The organism is Streptomyces sp. NPDC127098 (assembly GCF_042722465.1).
Lineage (GTDB): Bacteria > Actinomycetota > Actinomycetes > Streptomycetales > Streptomycetaceae > Streptomyces > Streptomyces millisiae.
In genome coordinates this window covers 1-18,882 of the sequence record NZ_JBHXFJ010000094.1, presented here as the reverse complement: position 1 = coordinate 18,882, position 18,882 = coordinate 1, and the positions used below count along the sequence as shown (strand labels likewise).

The following is an 18,882-nucleotide window of genomic DNA, read 5'->3' as shown; positions in this document are numbered from 1 at the left end:
TGGGGGGCTTCTCCTCGGCGCCCCGGTCCCCGGCGGGGCGGCGGGGCCCCCCGCGGCGGCGGCGCCGCCCCCCCCCCCCCGCCGCGGACTAGGAGGTGAGGGCCGTCGTGCGGAGGAACCGCAGCGAGCCGTTGGGCATCGGCGTGAAGCCCTGCACCGACGAGGTCGTCGCCGTGTAGCTGTAGCTGGTGAACAGCCAGATCCAGGCGGCGTTCTCCTCCAGGTGCTCCGAGATCTGGCGGTAGATCTCGCGGCGCTCGTCCGGGTCCTCGACGGCCCGGCCCTGGGCGAACAGGTCGTCGAGCTCGGGGGAGCTGTAGCCGGCCACCGGGTTCAGGTTGCCGTCGCTGGTGAAGTACCGGCCGTACATGCCGTGCGGGTCGGGGTTGCCGCCGTTGAGCGCGACCGCGGCGTCGAAGTCGCCGGCCACCCAGCGGTCCACGTAGGCGCCGGACTCCAGCACCTCGAGCTCCAGGTTGATCCCGGCCTCGGCGAGCTGGGCCTGGAGGTTCTGCGCCTCGTTGACGGAGGTGGCGTACTCGCCCTGCGAGACGATGGCGTTGACCGTGACCTCCGAGAGGCCCGCGTCGGCCAGGTACTGCTCCGCCTGGCCCAGGTCGCGCTCGGGGCAGGGGCGGGCCTGCGGGTCGGAGCGGTAGGCCGGGGAGGTGATCGGTCCGGTGATCTCGCCCTCGCCGAGGGCGGCCGTGTCGAGCACCTCCTGCCGGTCGATGGCGCACTGGATGGCGAGCCGCACGTTGCGGTCGGCCAGGTCGCCGCGGCTCGCGTTCAGCATCAGGGTGTGGTAGCTGAGCTGCGCGGTGGCCTCCACCGTGACCTCGCCGGTCTCGGCGGTCTGCGCGACCAGCGGGTCGTCGAAGACGGACATCTGCACGTTGCCCGACTGGAGCGCGGAGACGATGGCCGACTCGTCGGGGATCACCCGGAACTCGACGCTGGCCAGCGCCGCCGGGTAGCCCCAGAACTCCTCGTTCCTGACCAGCGTGACGGACTGGCTCGACACCCGGTTGTCGAAGGTGAAGGGGCCGGTGCCGTTGGGCTGGGTGTTCAGCTCCTCCTCGGTGTCGTCCGAGGAGAGGATCGCCATGTTGACCGAGGCGAGGTTGGCCGGCAGCGAGGCGTCGGGGCTGGCGAGTTCGAGCACCACCGTCGTCTCGTCCGGCGCCTCGACCGACTCCACCGCCGCCAGCGAGGCGGCGGCCACGGCCGCCGTCTCCTCGGCCATGATGCTCTCCAGCGAGAACACCACGTCCTCGGAGTCCATGGCGCTGCCGTCCTGGAACGTGACGTCGGAGCGCAGGTGGAAGGTGAGGCTGAGGCCGTCGTCCGAGGTCTCCCACTCCTCGGCGAGGCCGGGCACCACCGACATGTCGGAGTCCAGCTCCGTCAGCGTGCCGTAGATGTTCTGCAGCACGTTCACCGCCTGGAACTGGGTGGCCTTCCAGGGGAAAAGCGTGTCGGGGTCCGAGGTCACGCCGATGACCAGGTCGCCGCCCGCGGTGGGCGCGGCGCCGTCGGACGAGCCGGAGTCCGAGCATCCGACGAGCACGAGCGAGAGCGCCGTGGCCCCGCTCAGCGTCGCCAGCGTGCCGCGGCCTATCCGCTTTCTGTGTGACATGAGCTTCCTCAAAGCTGTGGGGTGGTACTCAGCCGCGCGTGGGGTGGAGACGACGTTCGGAGCGTGACACCAAGGCGCCTGCGAAGCGGGGCTGGCAGAAACTTACCTTCATCGGTTCCGTGGTGTAAATATGTTCCCCGCTGGGCAACGGGAGTTGGGCCCCGGCCGCTACCGTGGGCTGACGCGCGGTTACGGGCGTCGGAACGGAAGGAGCGAGCGTGCGCGACGAGGCCACTGAACGACCCGATTCCCGAACGGTGTTGGTACGGATGCGCGCCGCGCTCCCGTCCCTGCGGCCCTCCGAGCGGCGCGTCGCCCAGGCGATCCTCGACAGCCCGGCCGACTCGGCGCTGCTCTCCATGGCCGATCTCGCCGAGCGCTGCGGCACCTCGCCGACCTCCGTGGTCCGCTTCTACCGCCGCATCGGCTACGCACACTACCGGGACCTGCGGATCGACGTCGCCCGCGAGGCCACCCGCGAGAAGCTCGCCCACGCCGAACTGCCGGCCGTCTCCGGCGACATCGACCGCGACGACACCCTGGACGAGATCGTCTCCAAGGTGGCGCTCAACGAGACGCTCTCGATAGCCGACACCATGAACGCCCTCGACCGGGCGGCGCTCGCCCGGGCCGTGCGCCTGGTCGCCGGCGCCCGCCGGGTCGACGGGTTCGGCGTCGGCGCCAGCTCGTTCGTCAGCCTCGACCTCCAGCACAAGCTGGTACGCATCGGCCGCACCGCGCTCAACTGGCGCGATCCGCACGCCGCCAGGACGGCCGCGGCCACCCTGGACGACACATGCGTCGCCATCGCCATCTCGCACTCCGGAACCACCATCGACACCGTCGAGTTCGTCACCATCGCCCGCCAGGCGGGCGCGTCGACCGTCGCCATCACCAACCACGGACGCTCCCCGCTGGGCGAGGTGGCCGACGTGGTGCTCACGACCGCCGCCCGGGAGACCCGGTTCCGCTCCGGGGCGCTGGGCAGCAGGATCGCTCAACTCATGGTCGTCGACTGCCTTTTCACCGGAGTGGCGCAAACCTCGTACGACGCCTCCATGGCGGCGTTGCGCAACACCTACGCCGCAGTCCACTACCGCACCGTGGACGAGACCTGAACACCGAGAGACGCAGAACGGAAAACCCATGACAGAGGTCGTCATCGTGTCCGACGCGGCCGCCGGCGGCGAACTCGCGGCCCGCGCCGTGCTCGCGGCCCTCGACACGCGACCCGACGCCGTGGTCGGCCTTGCCACCGGCTCCACCCCGCTGCCCGTCTACCGGGCGCTCGCCGAGCTGATCGCCCGCGAGCGGCGGGACGTCAGCCGGGTCGGGGCCTTCGCTCTCGACGAGTACGTCGGCCTGCCCGCCGACCACCCCCAGAGCTACCGCTCCTACGTCGCCCGTGAGGTCACCGGACCGCTCGGGCTCGACCCACGCCTGGTCCACGTGCCGGACGGCGAGCCGGAACGGGCCAGGACCGCGGGCGAGGAGTACGAGCGGGCCATCGAGGCCGCCGGCGGCGTCGACGTCCAACTGCTCGGGATCGGCACCGACGGGCACCTCGGCTTCAACGAGCCCGGCTCCTCGTTCGCCTCCCACACCCGCGTCAAGACCCTCACCGAGCGCACCCGCCGCGACAACGCCCGGTTCTTCACCACGCCCGACGAGGTGCCGCTGCACTGCGTCACCCAGGGCCTGGGCACCATCCTGCGCGCCCGACACCTGCTGCTGCTCGCCTTCGGCGCGTCCAAGGCACCGGCCATCGCCGCCGCCGTCGAGGGCCCGCTCACCGCCAGCCACCCCGCCTCAGCCGTCCAACTCCACCCCCACGCCACCGTCATCGTCGACGAACCGGCGGCGAGCCGGCTCGCCAACCTCGACTACTACCGGCACGCCTGGGCCAACAAGCCGGCCTGGCAGGGCATCTGACACCGCCGGCCGGTCGGTTACCGGTTGGCGGCCTTGCAGAGCCGGGCCGCCAACGGGCCATCGGACAGGGGGAGTTTCCGGAATCCGACGTGAACTGTTTCCTGGTCAACGGCCGGTCGGCGCCGCGCCCCGGTGGCGGACGGCGTAGGCGGCCGCGCCGACCGCCAGCACCAGGGCCCCGGCGAGCACCGAGGTGAGCGGCAGCGCGAGGGCCAGGGCCAGGCAGCCGAGCAGGCCGACGGCCGGGACCACCCGGCGCCGCCGGCCCTCGGCCGAGGGGAGGGTCCAGGCGCTGGCGTTGGCGATCGCGTAGTAGACCAGTACCGCGAAGGAGGAGAAGCCGATCGCGCCCCGCACGTCCACCGTCGCCGCGACCACCGCCGCCACGGCGCCGACCGCGAGCTCCGCCCGGTGCGGCACCCCGAACCGCGGATGCACCGCGGCGAGCGGGTGCGGCAGGTGCCGGTCGCGGGCCATCGCCAGCGTGGTGCGGGAGACGCCGAGGATCAGCGCCAGCAGCGAGCCCAGGGCGGCCACCACCGCGCCCACCCGGACCACGGGCGCCAGCCCCGGCACCCCGGCGGCCCGCACCGCGTCGGCCAGCGGGGCGGCGGCGCCGGCCAGGCCGCCGGCCCCCAGCACCGCCAGGGCGGCCAGCGCCACCGCCGCGTACACCACGAGCGCGATGCCCAGCGCCAGCGGGATCGCCCGCGGGATGGTGCGCGCCGGATCGCGCACCTCCTCGCCCAGGGTGGCGATCCGCGCGTAGCCGGCGAAGGCGAAGAACAGCAGCCCGGCGGCCCGCAGCAGTCCTTCGGGCCCGGCGTCCGTCCAGCCGGCCGCCAGGTCGATCCGGCCGAGGCTCGCCCGGTCCGAGGTGAGCGCGGCCACCACCACGGCGGCCAGCACCGCGAGGACCACGGCCACGATCAGCCGGGTGAGCAAGGCCGACTTGCGCACCCCGCCGTAGTTCACCGCGGTGAGCGCCACCACGGCCGCGACCGCCACCGCGTGCGCCTGTTCCGGCCACGCGTAGGCGCCGACCGTGAGCGCCATCGCCGCGCAGGACGCGGTCTTGCCCACCACGAAGCCCCAGCCGGCGAGGTAGCCCCAGAAGTCGCCGAGCCGCTCCCTGCCGTAGACGTAGGTGCCGCCCGAGGCCGGGTAGCGCGCGGCCAGCCGGGCCGAGGAGGTGGCGTTGCAATAGGCGACCAGCGCGGCCAGGGCGAGGGCGAGCGGCAGGGCGCCGCCGGCGGCCCCGGCGGCTGGGGCCAGCGCGGTGAAGACGCCGGCCCCGATCATCGATCCGAGTCCGATCACCACCGCGTCGAGGAGACCGAGCCGCCGCCGCAGCCGCTGGTCGGTGCCGCCGGGTCCGTTCATGGTGGTGCCCTCTCGGGGTCGCCTGTCGTGTCCGGGCCATGATCCCGGACGCGGCGGCGGCGGTTACCCGGGGGCTGCCGCCCGCACCCGGCCGCGCACCTCGCCGAGCCAGATCCGGCCGCCGTCAGGGCCGGGGGCCGTGCCGCCGATCGTCACCTCGTCGCCGTCCAGGAGGAAGGCGCGCTCGCCGCCGTCGGGTAGCACCAGCGGCTCCGCGCCGTTCCAGGTGAGCTCGATCAGCGAGCCGCGCTGCTCCCGCCGGGGGCCGCTGACGGTGCCCGAGGCGAACAGGTCGCCGGTGCGCAGCGGCGCGCCGTTGACGGTGAGGTGGGCCAGCTGCTGGGCCGCCGTCCAGTAGACGCCGGCGAACGGCGGCCGGGAGATCTCGTGGCCGTTGAGCGTCACGGTCAGCTCCAGGTCGAGCCCCCACGGCGAGGCCCCGGCGTCGTCGAGGTAGGGCAGCGGCCGCGGATCGCGCGGCGGCGGCGCGACCCGGGCGTGGCGCAGCGCCGCGAGCGGCACCACCCAGGGCGAGACGGAGGTGGCGAAGGACTTGCCGAGGAAGGGGCCGAGCGGCACGTACTCGAAGGACTGGATGTCCCTGGCCGACCAGTCGTTGACGAGGCAGACGCCGAAGACGTGCCGGTCGGCCTCGGCCAGCGGCACCGGCCGTCCTGGCGTCGACGGGGCGCCCACCACGAAGCCCACCTCGGCCTCGAAGTCCAGCCGGGCGGTGGGGCCGAAGACGATCTCGCCGTCCGGGGCGCGGCGTTGGCCGCTGGGGCGGACCACGGGCGTTCCGGAGACCACCACGGTGCCCGCCCGGCCGTGGTAACCGACGGGGAGGTGCTTCCAGTTGGGGGTGAGCGGCGCGCCGCCCGGGCGGAACAACCGGCCCAGGTTGGTGGCGTGCTCCTCGCTGGCGTAGAAGTCGGTGTAGTCGGCGACGGTGAACGGCAGCCGCGGCGTGGTGAACTCGGCCGGCACCAGCAGCGGTTCGAGCACCGGTCGGCGCCGCTCGTCGGTCAGCCACCCGGTGATCGCGGCGCGGACCCTGGCCCAGGTGGCCGGCCCGGCGGCCAGCAGCCCGTCCAGGGTGCCGGCGGCGAACAGGGCGGCGTCCGCCGGCAGCAGGGCCCGCGCCGCCGCCGTCAGGTCGAGCACCAGGTCGCCGACCGCCACCCCGACACGCGGGTCGGGCGAGCCGGGCGCGGTGAAGCTGCCGTAGGGCAGCGTGCTCAGCCCGAAGGGGTGCGCGGGGTCCACCTCGGGCCAGGCCCGCGCGCTGTCCGGGGTCGCCGGCCCCGTCCGCGCGCTCAGAAGTTGCCCCGCTTCGCCTGCTCGCGCTCGATGGCCTCGAAGAGCGCCTTGAAGTTGCCGATGCCGAAGCCGAGCGAGCCGTGCCGCTCGATGAACTCGAAGAACACCGTGGGCCGGTCGCCGAGCGGCTTGGTGAAGATCTGCAGCAGGTAGCCGTCCTCGTCCCGGTCGACCAGGATGCCCCGCGAGCGCAGCTCCTCGATGGGCACCCGCACCTCCCCGATGCGGGCCCGCAGTTCGGGGTCCGAGTAGTAGGAGTCGGGGGTGGCGAGGAACTCGATGCCCCGCTCCCGCAGCGTGTCCACGGTGGTGATGATGTCCGAGGTGGCCAGCGCCAGGTGCTGCACGCCGGGGCTGGTGTAGAAGTCCAGGTACTCGTCGATCTGCGAGCGTTTCCGGCCGACCGCCGGCTCGTTGAGCGGGAACTTGACCCGGTGGTTGCCGCTCGCCACCACCTTGCTCATCAGGGCGGAGTACTCGGTGGCGATGTCCTCGCCGACGAACTCGGCCATGTTGGTGAAGCCCATGACGCGGCGGTAGAAGTCCACCCACTCGTCCATCCGGCCGAGCTCCACGTTGCCCACGACATGGTCGAGCGCCTGGAAGATCCGCCGGGGCTCGCCGGCCGCCCGGGTGCGGGGCGAGACGCGGCTGACGTAGCCGGGGAGGTAGGGGCCGGAGTACCGGGAGCGGTCGACCAGGCTGTGCCGGGTCTCGCCGTAGGCGGCGATGGCCGCGACGCGGACGGTGCCGTGCTCGTCGGTCAGGTCGTGCGGCTCCTCCAGGACGGTGGCGCCCTGCGCCCTGGCGTGGGCCACGCAGCGGTCGACGTCCGGCACCTCGAGCGCGATGTCGACCACCCCGTCGCCGTGCGCCCGGTGGTGGTCGAGCAGCGGGCTGGCCGGGTCGACGCCGCCCTTCAGCACGAAGCGGACCGCGCCGGAGCGCAGCACGTAGGCGTGGTGGTCGCGGTTGCCGGTCTCCGGGCCCGAGTAGGCCACCAGCTCCATGCCGAACACCAGCTGGTGGAAGAGGGCCGCCTGGGTGGCGTTGCCCACGGACCAGACCACCGCGTCCCACCCGGTGAGGGGGAACGGGTCGCGCGCCGCGTCGTACTCCACCAGGCCGACCAGCTGCCGCAGCTGGTCGGCGTCGAGCCGGGCCAGCCGCTCCTGGCTGGTGAGGGTCACATCGATGCTCACGGTCGGGCCTCCTCCACCAGAGGGATCGCTGTACAGAATGACACCGCGGCGCGCCCGAGTCGGGCAAGAGCCGCCAGCGATCGCTGGTAAGGCTGATCAGAGTGTCGGGTTTCCGGCGCGCATCGCTGTACAGGTTGACCAGTGCGTCCGGTATCGCTCGGTCGATTTCTACAGTGATGTAGATTTCGATGCGGTCCGTCCCCGAGCCTCAGGAGTTGATCGACGTGGGTGTGTCGCTGTCCAAGGGCGGCAACGTCTCGCTGACCGAACAGGCCCCGAACCTGACGGCGGTGACCGTCGGCCTCGGCTGGCAGGCGCGCACCCGGTCACCCGTGGCCAACGGCGCGGACTTCGACCTGGACGCCAGCGCGCTGCTGGTCGACGCGCGCGGCCGGGTCCCCAGCGACCGCCACTTCGTCTTCTTCAACAACCTCAAGAGCCCCGAGGGATCCGTCACCCACATGGGAGACGAACTCGTCGGCGGCAGCGGCGGCGGGGGAGCCGACGGCGACCAGGAGGAGATCATGGTGGACCTCGCGGCGCTCCCGCCCGAGGTCGACCGGGTCGTCTTCGCCGTCTCCATCTACGACGCCGACGCCAGGCGGCAGAGCTTCGGGCAGGTCACCCGCGCCTTCATCCGCGTGATCGACCAGGCGGACGGCGGCGAACTGGCCCGCTACGACCTGACCGAGGACGCGTCGAGCGATGCGGCCATGGTCTTCGGCGAGCTCTACCGGCACGCCGCGGAATGGCGGTTCCGCGCCGTCGGACAGGGCTACGCCTCCGGGCTGCGCGGCATCGCCGCCGACCACGGCGTCACCGTCTGACCCGGCGCCCGGCGGGTCCCGTCGATCCACCCGGCATCTTCACCGTTTGCACGGGACCCAGGCTGCGGTCAACGGCCGGCGCTGGCTAGGCTGTTGCCCCTTCCCCGATCGTGCCCCGTGCCCCGCCAACGGAGGAACCGGTGCCATCTCCCCGCTTTTCCCACACGTTCGCGAGCAAACCGGCGCGCGCCAGCCGGGGGCTCGTGCCCGGTCGCCGGGTCTGGACCACCCTGGGCGGCACGGCCGCCGCGGTCGCCGTCATCGCGGGCGCCACCACCGTGGCCGCCCGGCTCGACAACGGCGAGCAGGAGCCCGTCGCCGCGCCGGCGCCCGAGAGCGAGCAGTCGGCCGAACCGCTGGTCGACGAGCCGACCGAGGAGACCGAGGAGCCGGAGCCCGAAGAGGAGGAGGAAGAGGAACCGGCGGAGGAGACCGAGGAGCAGCCGCCGCCCCCGCCGGTCGACGAGGAGCCCCCGGCCGAGGAGCCCGAGGAGGAGCCCGCCGAGCCGCCGGCCGACGAGGAACCCGCCGAGCCGCCGGCCCAGCAGGACGACGAGCCAGCAGAGCGGAACCAGCCCGTTCGGGTCACCGGGCCCACCGGCCTGATCCGCGGCCTCGCCGAGAAGTGCGCCGAGTCCAACACCTACGACCCGGCACCCGGCACCGAACTGCACCTCTGGGACTGCAACGGCACCGAGCGCCAGCAGTGGACCGTCGCCTCCGACGGCACCCTGCGCGTCCAGGGCCACTGCCTCAGCCTCGCTGGCGGCGCCACCGCCGACGGCACCCGCGTGGTGCTGGCGAACTGCGACTCCACCCAGGCCATCCAGCGGTGGCGCATCGAACGCGCCGCCGGCGACATCGTCAACGTCGTCGCCGACCGCTGCCTGGACGTCGCCAACGCCAACACCTCCAACGGCACTCCGCTCCAGATCGCCAACTGCTCGGGCAACCCCGCCCAGAAGTGGACCGCGCCCTGACCCGGTCCCGCTGAGCCGCTACGCCATCCCGTGGGCGGCCCGCGAACGGCGGGCCGCCGAGTCGAGGGTCACGGCGAGCGCCAGCACCAGACCGGTCACGATGAAGCGGAACGACGAGTCCAGGTCCAGCAGGGTCAGGCCGTTGGAGATCGACTGGATCACCAGGATGCCGAGCAGCGCCGAGAACGCGCCGCCCCGGCCGCCGAACAGGCTGGTGCCGCCGATCACCGCCGCCGCGATCGCGTTGAGGTTCACGTCGCCGGCCCCGCTCGCCTGGTTGGCCGCCGCCAGCCGGGACGCGGCGAGCAGCCCGCCGAGCGCGGCCAGCGACGAACACAGCACGAACGCCGTGGTGTAGGCGCGCCGGACGTTGATCCCGGCCCGCCGCGCCGCCTCCGCGTTGCCGCCGACCGCGAACAGCGAGCGTCCCCAACTCGTCCTGGTGAGCGCGTAGTGCGCCGCCAGCACCAGACCCACGAAGCAGACGAACATCCACCCCACGCCCCTGGCCTCGTTCAGGTACCAGGCGGCGAAGCCGAGACCGGCCAGCACCGCGGCGCTGCGCACCACCAGCAGCGGCGTCGAGCGCGCCGAGAGACCGGCTCGCCGCCGCGCCCGCGCCAGCGCCTGGCCCGTGACGAACAGCCAGACCGCCGCGACCACCACCAGCACGTACGAGAACCAGGCCGGCACGAACGTCAGTTGGGCGAACCGCACCAGACCCGAGTCGTACGGCAGGTTGATCGCCCCGGTGTCGCCCAGCAGGTACAGCTGCACCCCGAGGAAGCTGAGCAGCCCCGCCAGCGTGGCGACGAAGCTCGGCACCCCGAGCCGGGTCACCATCGTCGCGTACACCCAGCCGATCGCCGCCCCGGTGCCGATCGCCGTCGCCATGGCCAGCGGCATCGGCCAGCCGGCCTCGACGAAGGTCACGGCCGTCAGCGCCGCGGACAGGCCGCTGACCGAGCCGACCGACAGGTCGATCTGCCCCACCAGCAGCACGCACACCACGCCCAGCGCGATCACGCCCACCGGCACGCTCTCCATCAGCAGGTTCTCCAGGTTGGCGCTGGAGAGGAAGGCCGAGTTGAGCGACTGGAACACCGTCCAGATCACCACGAGACCGAGCACGATGGGCAGCGCCCCCAGATCGCCGCCGCGTATCCGCTCGACGATGACCGCCAGCGCCGCCCGCGGGCCCTCGCCCCGGCGCAGCCGTTCGTCGAGGAGGTCGAGCGGCGCCGCGTCCCTGGCGGCCTTCAGGTCACTCATCACTGCCCACGCCCTTCCCACGCCCCGCCCGGCGCGTCACCGCGTTGTCGGACGCGCCGATGATCGCCGCGACGATCTCCTCGTCGGACACCTCGGCCACCCCGAAGAACCCGTTGTTGCGGCCGAGACGCAACACCGCCACCCGGTCGGCGACCGCGCGCACGTCCGCCAGGTTGTGACTGATCATGATCACCCCGAGGCCGCGGTCGCGCAGCCGCTCGATGAGGTTGAGCACCTCGGCGGTCTGGGCCACGCCCAGCGCCGCCGTCGGCTCGTCGAGCACGATGATCCGGGGATCGCCGAGCAGCGAGCGGGCGATGGCCACCGTCTGCCGCTGCCCGCCGGACAGCGCCGCCACCGGCACCCGCACCGAGGGGATGCGCGCCGACAGTTGGCGCAGCAGTTCCCACGACCTGAGCTCCATGGTGACCTCGTCGAGCCGTGCGCGCCGCAACTCCCGGCCCAGGAACAGGTTCTCGACGACGTCCAGGTTCTCGCAGAGCGCCAGGTCCTGGAAGACGGTGGCCACGCCCAGCGTGTGCGCGTCGGCCGGGCTGGCGATCGTCACCTCCGCGTCGCCGAACGCGATCCGCCCCGAGTCCGCCCGGTGTACCCCGGCCAGCACCTTCACCAGCGTCGACTTACCGGCGCCGTTGTCCCCGACCACGGCCACCACCTCGCCGGGCGCCACGTCCAGATCCACCTCGGTGAGCGCGGCGACCGCGCCGAAGTTCTTGCTGATGCCGCGCAGCGACAGGGCGGGAGGGGAAACGTTGGCTGCCATCGTCGACCCCGCTCAGCCCAGGCCGGCCGCGGCGCAGGCGTCCGCGTACTCGGCCGTGCACACCTCGGACACCTCGATCTGCTCCGACTCCGCCAGTACCTCGGCCAGGTTGTCCAACGTCACCACGGTCGGCTCGAAGAGCTGCGCCGGCGTGTCGAACAGGGTGGTCTCGCCCTCGGGTTCCTCGCCCGACGCGAACTGGTGGGCCACCTCGGCCGCCGCCTCCGCGACGATCGCGATCGGCTTCGAGATCGTGTTGAACTGGTCACCGGCCACGATCCGTTGGGCCGCCGCCACCTCGAAGTCGTTGCCGGTCACCGGCGGCACCTCGACGCCGGCCGCCCGGAACGCGGCGATCGCGCCGCCGCCCGTGCCGTCGTTGGCCGCCACCACGCCGGCGATCTCCTCACCGAACCTGGTGATCTGGCCGCTCACCCACTCCTGGGCGTCGGACGGCTGCCAGTCGGGCGTGTCGTACTCCGCGAGCAGCTCGAAGCCGCTGTCGTCGATCGCGTTGTGGATGCCCTGCTTGATCAGGCCCGCGGCGGCGTCCGTGGGCGAGCCGTTGACCTGCAACAGGCCGCCCTCGGCGCCGGTCTCCCGCAGATGGTCGACCAGCGACTGGCCGATCCGTTCGCCGATCGCCTCGTTGTCGAAGGAGATGTAGTAGTCCGGCGGCGTCTCCAGGATCGGCCGGTCGTAGGCGATCACCGGAACCCCCTGGGAGCGGGCCGTGTTCACGATGCTGGCCGCCGCCGTCGAGTCCACCGGGTCGATCACGATCACGTCCACGCCCTGCGCGAGCGCCGAGTTGGCCTGCTGCTGCTGGCGGGAGGCGTCCGCGTTGGCGTTGTTGTAGATCACCTCGCAGTCGGCGCACAGCTCGGCCATCCGGGCCTCGAACAGCGGGCTGTCGTACAGCTCGTAGCGGGTCGAGGCGATGTCCGGCATCAGAAAGGCGATCTTGGCATCGCCGCCGTCGCCGTTCCCGCCGCTGCCACCGCCGCCCTCCTCGGTCGTGCAGGCGGTCGCGACTGTCAGGGCCAGCAGGGCGGCGGCGGTGAGGGAAACGAGTCTGCGCACGACGGTCCTTTCCGAGCGGGAGGCATGGGGGAGTGGGGGAAGGTCGGGCTCACCGCCCGACGACGGGACGGTTGAGCGACAGCAACGCGGCCGGCAGACCGGGCTCGGCCGGCAGCCGGACCTCGGTGACCGCGACGTTCTCGAACCGGGGGAAGACCCGGCGGTACGAGCCGAGTTCCAGACCGAGCAGCGCGCACAGCGCGAGCCGCAGCACCGTGCTGTGCGCGACCACGAGGACCGTGTCCTCCGGGTGCCGCGCGCCGATCTCGCGCAGCGCGGCCGTGGCCCGGCGCGCCGCGAACTCCGGCGGCTCGGCGCCGGGGAACGGGTGCGCCACCGGATCGGCGACGAACGCGCGCACCAGCGCCGGGTCGGCCTCGGCCCTGGTGCGGCCCTCCAGGACGCCGAAGTCGACCTCGCGCAGCCCGGACATCACCCGCACCGGAAGACCGAGCGCGTCGGCCGCGGGGCGGGCGGTGCGTAGCGCGCGCCGCAGCGGCGAACTGACCACCGCGGTGACGCCCTCGGCCGGCGCCGCGTTCGCCAACGCCGCCACCTGCCGCCACCCCGCCTCGCTCAGATCCGGATCGCTGCGCGCGCCGGCGTACCGGTTGTCCCGGTGCCAGACGGTCTCCGCGTGCCGCATCAGCAACAGCCGCGCGCTCATCGGATCACCGCCCGACGCTTGCCGCGCGGCCGAACCACGAACAACCGCCGGCCGTCGCCCGCCGCGGGTCTCCGCGCCAGCGGCGGCGGGCCGCTCGCGGCGGCGCCGCGTGCCGCTGGAGGCGGGACCGAGCGGTGGCCGGGCCGGCGGGTGTCGACCGTGAGGCGGGTGGTGCGTCCCCCGAGCGGCGGCTGTCCGCCGTCGTCCGCGCCGCGCCGCGCCGGCCGTGGCGGGGCGGTGCCCGCCCACCCTCCTGGGCCGAGCGGCGCCGGGCACGCGTTCGCGACTTCGCCGCGTATCGCTCGGAGCCGGGGCGATGGCCCGCCGGCGTTCGCCGCACGCCGCGCGGCCGCCGCGCCGCTCCGCGTTCGGCGCGTGGCTGGCATGTGGCCCCGCAGGGTGACCGCGCGGTCCGGCGGCGCGCATCCGTCGGCCCACCGGCGTGCGCCGAGCAGTGCCGGTCGAGCGCGGCGGTACGCCGCGTGCGGCACGGCGCGCCCCGTCAGCGGCTTCACCGCCGGCCGGCGGCCGGCGGCGCTCATCGGTCCGCTCCCGCGCGGCCCGGGTCGGCCGAACGTGGCAGCGCCGTCGCGTGCAGCGGCGGTTCGCCGTTGAGCCAGCGCAGCGCCTCCGCGGCGACCATCCGCGCGGCGCGTTCGGCCACCGCCCGGCTGGCGCCCGCCAGGTGCGGAGTCATGACAAGACCGGGCGCGCCGTGCAGCGGGTGGTCGGGCGGCAGCGGCTCCGCGTCGTAGACGTCCAGGCCCGCGGCGAACAGATGCCCCTCGCGCAGTGCCGCCGCCAGTGCCGCGTAGTCGAGCAGCCCACCGCGCGCGCAGTTGACCAACACCGAGCCGCGCGGCATCGCGGCCAGCTCGGCGGCGCCGATCAGCCCGGCCGTCTCCGGGGTGAGCCTGGCGTGCAGCGAGACTACCGTGGACGAGGCGAGCAGCTCGGGAAGTCCGACCACCCGCACCCCGGCCGGCAGCGCCGCCGGGTCGGCGTAGGGGTCGGCCACCAGGACCCGCGCCCCGAGCGCCACCAGCACCGCGGCCACCCGGCCGCCGACCGCGCCGGCGCCGACCAACCCCACCGTGCTGCCGGCGAGTTCGAGGCCGGCCGCCTCGTACGCGTAGCCGCCGCCCTCCCACCGGCCGGCCAGCATGGACTCGTGCGCCGGCGGGATCCGGCGCATCGCCGCCAGCATCAGCGCCACCGTGTGCTCGGCGGTCGACGCCGCGTTGCGGCCCGGCGCGAAGGTGACCGTGACGCCGTGCTCGGCGGCCGCCGCCAGGTTGGCGTTGACCGGGCCGCCCCGGCAGACCGCGAACAGCTCCAGGTCGGGGCAGGCTTCCAGCACCCGCCGGGTCAGCGGCGCCATCTGGGTCAGGCACACCCGGACCCCGGCCAGCGCCTCGATCAGCTGCTCCTCGGACCCCGACGCCTCCCGGACCTCGGCCACCGGCCCGAACGGCACGTGCGGCCACGGCAGTTCCAGCTCCCGCACCCGCCACGCCGCCGGGCCGCCGGCGTCGTGCAACGCCTCGACCAGCAGCCGGTTGAGCACGAAGTGGTCCCCGGCGACCAGGACCGGGATGGGTTCCGACACGTCGCTGCCTCCCTGACTCGTCTGCACTGCCTGACTCGTCCTGTGGGTTACCCGCCACGGGGGGCGAACCGCGCATCGATCCAGCCGCGCCGCGCGAACTCCGCGACCAGCGCGTGGTAGCCGGGGATGAGCGCCGCGGTCCGCGCCGGGTCGGGCTCCAGGGTGTGCCGCACCCTGACCAGGCGCCGGGCCGCGCCCGGCACGTCGCCGCCCAGCGTCCCGGCCGCCAGCACCGCCATGCCGAGCGCCGGCTCGGGGTTGGCCGGCAGCCGCACCGGGACGCCAAGCACGTCGCACCGCAGCTGGTTCCACCAGGCGTTGCGGGTGGCGCCGCCGGTGAACGACACCGGCCCGCCCACGTCGGCCCCCGCACCGGCCAGCACCTCGAACGCCAGCCGCTCCAGGTGCGCGACCCCCAGGCACACCGCCGCGAAGGCCGTGTCCTGGTCGTCGGAGACCGCGAGCGGCCCGTCGCCCAGGAAACCGCGCGCCTCCGGCGCCACGAAGGGGAACCGCTCGCCGGGACCGACCAGCGGATAGCACGTCGGCACCGAGCGCACCCGCGCCGCCCGCGCCGTCAACGCGTCCAGGTCAGCGTCGGGAAAGAGCGCCCGCACCGCCCCGGCCCCGGTGCTCGACGCGCCGCCCGGCAGCCACAGGTCGCCGTGCGGCGCCCGGTGCGAGTACACCGCGCCGCTCGGGTCGCGCGGCGGCGCGGTGCTCACCCCCTTGAGCGTGAGGGTCGTGCCGAGCACCGAGTTCCACTCGCCGACGCCCAGCGCGCCGGCGGCCAGCTGCGCGGCGCAGCCGTCCGTCATGCCCGCCACCACCGGGGTGCCGGCCGGAAGCCCGGTGCGCGCCGCCGCCACCTGGCCGACCTCGCCGAGCACCGTGCCCGGGCGCACGACCTCGGGCAGCACCGCCGGGTCGACGTCGAGCGCCGCGAGCACCTCGGCCGGCCAGCGCTCCCCGAGCAGGTCGTAGCCGGTCTTCAGCGCGTGGCTGGAGTCGCTGGCCACCGGGTGGCCGACCAGCCCGGCCGTCACCACGTCCGGCTGGTGGGCAAGCCGCACCCCGGCGGCCAGCAGCCCCCGGTCGCGCCACCACAGCAGCTTGGGCAACGCCCAGGACGGCTGCATCCGGTACCCGAGCCGGGCCCACAGCTCGGCCCCCGCCTCCTGGGCGGCCGCGGCCAGCGTGCCGGCGCGCGCGTCGTCGTACATCAACCCCGGGGTGAACGGCACGCCGTCCCGACCGGTCAGCAGCACGGTGCCCGAGGTGGCGCAGACCGCGACGGCCCCCACCGGCCGGCCGCCCAGGCCCGCCGTCAGCTCGGCCAGCGCGTCGGCGGCCAGCGTCCACCAGGCATCCGGGTCCTGCTCGTGGCGCGACCCCGCGCGGTGGCCGCGCAGCGGGCGGGCCGCGCCGGCCACGGTGTGACCCGCGTCGTCGACGGCCAGCGCCCGGACGCTCTGCGTGCCGAGGTCGACCCCGATCCACACCGGCTCAGACATCGGCCCGCCACCCCTTCCAGCGGGCGGCGACCAGCGCCCTGGTGGCCAGGAACTCGGCGTGCTCCCGGTCGTGGAACTCCCGCGTGCCCGCCGCGGGCACCAGCCGCCGGCCGCGCCTGACCAGCGCGGCCGCGGCGGCGCCGAGGTCCTGGTGGTCGCCGAGCGCGGTGAGCGCGAACAGCAGCGCGCCCTTGGCGCCCACCTGGCTGTCCTCGGTGGTGACCACCGGCACGCCCGTCACGTCCGCTATCAGCTGGCACCACAGTTCGCTGGCCGCGCCGCCGCCGCACAGCGCCAGCTCCACCGGCCGGTGCGGCGCCGCCTCAAGACAGTCCCTGATGACGTGCGCGAGACCTTCGAACACCGCGCGGGCCAGGTGCTCGCGGCGGTGCGCGAACAGCAGCCCGGTGACGAGACCGCTGGCCGCCGGGTCGAGGAACGGCGCCCGCTCCCCGGCGGGCGACAGGTACGGCAGCAGCCGGAGCCCGTCGGCGCCGGGCGCCGACCGAGCGGCCAGCGTGGACAGTTCGCCGAGATCCCGCAAGCCCAGCAGGTCGGCGGTCCAGTCCAGCACGCCGGTGCCCGCCAGCGTGGGGAACGCCCGCAGCACCGGCCGCCGCGGCCCGAACGCGAGGGTGAGCCCCGACGGGTCGCCCGCCGTGTCGGGGGCGTCGACCAGCACCTCGGTGCAGAGCGTGGTGCCCAGCACGCAGGTGGCCTGCCCGGCGGCGGTGGTGCCGGTGCCGAGCGCCGTGGCCACCACGTCGTAGGGGGCCAGCACCACCGGCGTGCCGGCCGGCAGGCCGAGCTCGGCCGCCGCCCCGCCGGTCAGCTCGCCGACCTGCTCGGCGCCGGAGAGCAACGGCGGCAGCAGCCGGCGGTGTTCGGCCAGCCCGTAGGTGGTGAGCAGGTCGTCCGAGTAGGCGCGGGCTGTGATGTCGAGCCAGGGCGCCGACGCCTCCGACACCTCGATGCCCAGCACCCCGGTCAGCCGCAGGAACAGCCAGCCGCCGCAGGTGAGCACCGCGTGCGCGGTCCGCAGCACGTCCGGCTCCGCCACGGCCAGCTGCCGCAGGATGGCGTTGGGCAGCCCGGCGTTGGTCAGCGAGCCGTTCCTCCGGTAGGCGCGGGCCAGCACCCCGGCCGCGCGCCACTCCCGCACCACGTCGGCGGCGCGGGCGTCGTTCCACAGCACCGCGGGCCGCACCGGCCGGCCGTGGCGGTCGACGAGCCAGGCGCCGTCGCCCTGCGCGGTGAGCGCCACCAGCCGCACCCGACCCGGCGCGGCGGCCACGGCCTGGTGGACGGCGGCGGCGACCGCCCGCCACACCGCGTCCATGTCCTGCTCGGCGCGGTCGCGCCGCGGATGGTCGACCACGGTCTCCCGGCGGCACACCGCCACCTCGCGCCCGATCGCGTCGAACACCACGGCCTTGATGACCGTCGTGCCCGCGTCCACGCAGACCGCGAAAGGACCGTCGAAGGGACCGTCGAAAGGAGCATCGTCCAGCGCCATTGCCGCACCACCTCTTTCCGGCCGTGCCAGAAGTGAGGCGTATTACACGCGCCGCTCGCGGGAGTTCGCAACTCTTAACATCGATCTTGCCGACGACGCCGGGTGGTACGGGCGGAAGCCCAGCTCAGCGCGGGGAAACCCGGCCCCGGGCGGAGGTTTGGAGGGGTGAACTTCACACCCGCCCGCGCCCGTCAGCCGGCGTCCACCACGTCGATCCGGCCGCCCCTGGCGCGCAGCTCGCGCACCGTCGCCTCGGGGGTGCCGGCGTCCACCACCACCCGGTCCAACTCGCCCACCGCCGCCAGCCGGTAGGGCGCCCTGCGGTCGAACTTGCTGTGGTCGATCAGCGCCACGCTGCGGGCCGCCGAGGCGATCAACGCCCGCCTGGTGACCATGGTGTTCCGCGACTGGATCCGGCAGACCCCCTGGGCCACCGCGGTCGTGGAGAGGAACAGCACGTCGGGACAGTGCCCGGCGGCCGCCCGCGCGGTGGCCTGGCCGAGGAACGAGTCGTACGCCGCGTCGTAACGCCCGCCAAGACCCACCAACTCGATGCCGGGCCGCGCGGCCAGCGCCCGCAACACCGGCAGGAAGTGCGTCACCACGGTCAACGGCGCGCGCTCCGGCAGCAGCCTGGCCAGCATCAGGGACGTCGTGCTGTCGTCCAGGGCGATCACCTGGCCCGGCCGCACCTCGCTCGCCAGCACCTCCCGGGCGATCGCCTCCTTGGCCTCCACCTGGGCCCGCATCCGGTGCTCCAGGTCGCCGTGGAAGGTGGTGGTCGGCGCGCAGGTGGCGCCGCCGCGCACCTTGTGCAGGAAGCCCCGCCGCGCCAGCTCGTCCAGGTCCCGGTGCACGGTCATGATGCTCACGCCGTACCGGCTGGCCAGCTCGGCCACCCGCACGAACCCGGCCTCCGACACCTGCCGGCGCATGGCCACCCGCCGCAACTCCGGATTACGCCTGGCCCCTTCGCCGGCGATGGGATCGGTCGCCACGCCCACAGCTTGGCACGCCGCGCACCGTCCGGGAATGCCGTGGACGGCGGTTCAGGCCGTGCCCCGGGCGCGGTAGGTGCCGCTGGCGCGGACGTGGTCGATCATGACGCGTTCCGCGGTTTCGGCGTCGTGGGCTTCGAGTGCGTCGAGGAGTCG

The 18,882-nt window shown here is 74.3% G+C and carries 16 protein-coding genes; 4 read left to right on the top strand and 12 right to left on the bottom strand.

The features are described from left to right. Positions 1–88: 88 nt before the first annotated feature. Positions 89–1,639, bottom strand: coding sequence for an ABC transporter substrate-binding protein (locus tag ACFWI8_RS34035; RefSeq protein WP_387099459.1), 1,551 nt, complete (start codon positions 1,637–1,639; stop codon positions 89–91). A 269-nt stretch (positions 1,640–1,908) separates the two neighbouring features. Between ACFWI8_RS34035 and ACFWI8_RS34030 the strand changes: the two genes are divergently transcribed. Together ACFWI8_RS34030 and ACFWI8_RS34025 are read left to right on the top strand one after the other, a co-directional pair. Further along, positions 1,909–2,757, top strand: coding sequence for a MurR/RpiR family transcriptional regulator (locus tag ACFWI8_RS34030; protein ID WP_387099457.1), 849 nt, complete (start codon positions 1,909–1,911; stop codon positions 2,755–2,757). A gap of 28 nt (positions 2,758–2,785) precedes the next feature. After that, on the top strand, positions 2,786–3,571 hold the full coding sequence (locus ACFWI8_RS34025; RefSeq protein WP_387099455.1) for a glucosamine-6-phosphate deaminase: 786 nt from the start codon (positions 2,786–2,788) through the stop codon (positions 3,569–3,571). A gap of 105 nt (positions 3,572–3,676) precedes the next feature. On the opposite strand, the gene ACFWI8_RS34020 is transcribed toward ACFWI8_RS34025, so the two are convergent. The 3 genes from ACFWI8_RS34020 to hppD form a co-directional block, all read right to left on the bottom strand. Beyond that, positions 3,677–4,954, bottom strand: a complete 1,278-nt coding sequence (locus ACFWI8_RS34020) for an APC family permease (protein WP_387099453.1) — start codon at positions 4,952–4,954, stop codon at positions 3,677–3,679. Between the two features lie 63 nt (positions 4,955–5,017). Further along, complete coding sequence (fahA, locus tag ACFWI8_RS34015; RefSeq protein ID WP_387099451.1) at positions 5,018–6,220, bottom strand: fumarylacetoacetase; 1,203 nt, start codon at positions 6,218–6,220, stop codon at positions 5,018–5,020. A gap of 50 nt (positions 6,221–6,270) precedes the next feature. Next, the gene (hppD, locus tag ACFWI8_RS34010) at positions 6,271–7,416 is read right to left on the bottom strand and encodes a 4-hydroxyphenylpyruvate dioxygenase (RefSeq protein ID WP_387099463.1); all 1,146 of its coding nucleotides are present in this window, start codon (positions 7,414–7,416) and stop codon (positions 6,271–6,273) included. Positions 7,417–7,700: 284 nt separating this feature from the next. Between hppD and ACFWI8_RS34005 the strand changes: the two genes are divergently transcribed. Next, positions 7,701–8,303: a TerD family protein gene (locus ACFWI8_RS34005; protein WP_387099461.1), complete on the top strand. Its 603-nt coding sequence runs from the start codon at positions 7,701–7,703 to the stop codon at positions 8,301–8,303. A 203-nt stretch (positions 8,304–8,506) separates the two neighbouring features. Continuing rightward, positions 8,507–9,283, top strand: a complete 777-nt coding sequence (locus ACFWI8_RS34000) for a ricin-type beta-trefoil lectin domain protein (protein WP_387099449.1) — start codon at positions 8,507–8,509, stop codon at positions 9,281–9,283. Between the two features lie 18 nt (positions 9,284–9,301). Here the strand turns inward: ACFWI8_RS34000 and ACFWI8_RS33995 are convergent, their stop codons facing one another. The 8 genes from ACFWI8_RS33995 to ACFWI8_RS33960 all read right to left on the bottom strand — a co-directional run bounded on the left by ACFWI8_RS33995 (position 9,302) and on the right by ACFWI8_RS33960 (position 18,726). Then, the gene (locus ACFWI8_RS33995) at positions 9,302–10,555 is read right to left on the bottom strand and encodes a sugar ABC transporter permease (RefSeq protein ID WP_387099447.1); all 1,254 of its coding nucleotides are present in this window, start codon (positions 10,553–10,555) and stop codon (positions 9,302–9,304) included. Then, complete coding sequence (locus ACFWI8_RS33990) at positions 10,548–11,339, bottom strand: ATP-binding cassette domain-containing protein (RefSeq protein ID WP_387099445.1); 792 nt, start codon at positions 11,337–11,339, stop codon at positions 10,548–10,550. The genes ACFWI8_RS33995 and ACFWI8_RS33990 overlap by 8 nt, the downstream gene beginning before the upstream one ends. Positions 11,340–11,351: 12 nt before the next feature. Beyond that, entirely contained in the window at positions 11,352–12,422 is a 1,071-nt protein-coding gene (locus ACFWI8_RS33985) for a sugar ABC transporter substrate-binding protein (RefSeq protein WP_387099443.1), read from the bottom strand. A gap of 49 nt (positions 12,423–12,471) precedes the next feature. Further along, positions 12,472–13,089 (bottom strand): histidine phosphatase family protein, encoded by a 618-nt coding sequence (locus ACFWI8_RS33980; protein WP_387099441.1) that lies wholly within the window; start codon positions 13,087–13,089, stop codon positions 12,472–12,474. Between the two features lie 538 nt (positions 13,090–13,627). Beyond that, positions 13,628–14,698 carry an NAD(P)-dependent oxidoreductase gene (locus tag ACFWI8_RS33975; RefSeq protein WP_387099439.1) on the bottom strand — a complete coding sequence of 357 codons (1,071 nt, stop codon included), beginning with the start codon at positions 14,696–14,698 and terminating at the stop codon, positions 13,628–13,630. Between the two features lie 47 nt (positions 14,699–14,745). After that, positions 14,746–16,212, bottom strand: coding sequence for an FGGY-family carbohydrate kinase (locus tag ACFWI8_RS33970; protein ID WP_387099437.1), 1,467 nt, complete (start codon positions 16,210–16,212; stop codon positions 14,746–14,748). Next, the gene (locus ACFWI8_RS33965; RefSeq protein ID WP_387099435.1) at positions 16,205–17,728 is read right to left on the bottom strand and encodes an FGGY family carbohydrate kinase; all 1,524 of its coding nucleotides are present in this window, start codon (positions 17,726–17,728) and stop codon (positions 16,205–16,207) included. Before ACFWI8_RS33965 ends, ACFWI8_RS33970 begins: the two co-directional genes overlap by 8 nt. 191 nt (positions 17,729–17,919) lie before the next feature. Continuing rightward, positions 17,920–18,726 carry a DeoR/GlpR family DNA-binding transcription regulator gene (locus ACFWI8_RS33960; protein WP_387099433.1) on the bottom strand — a complete coding sequence of 269 codons (807 nt, stop codon included), beginning with the start codon at positions 18,724–18,726 and terminating at the stop codon, positions 17,920–17,922. Positions 18,727–18,882: the final 156 nt, after the last annotated feature.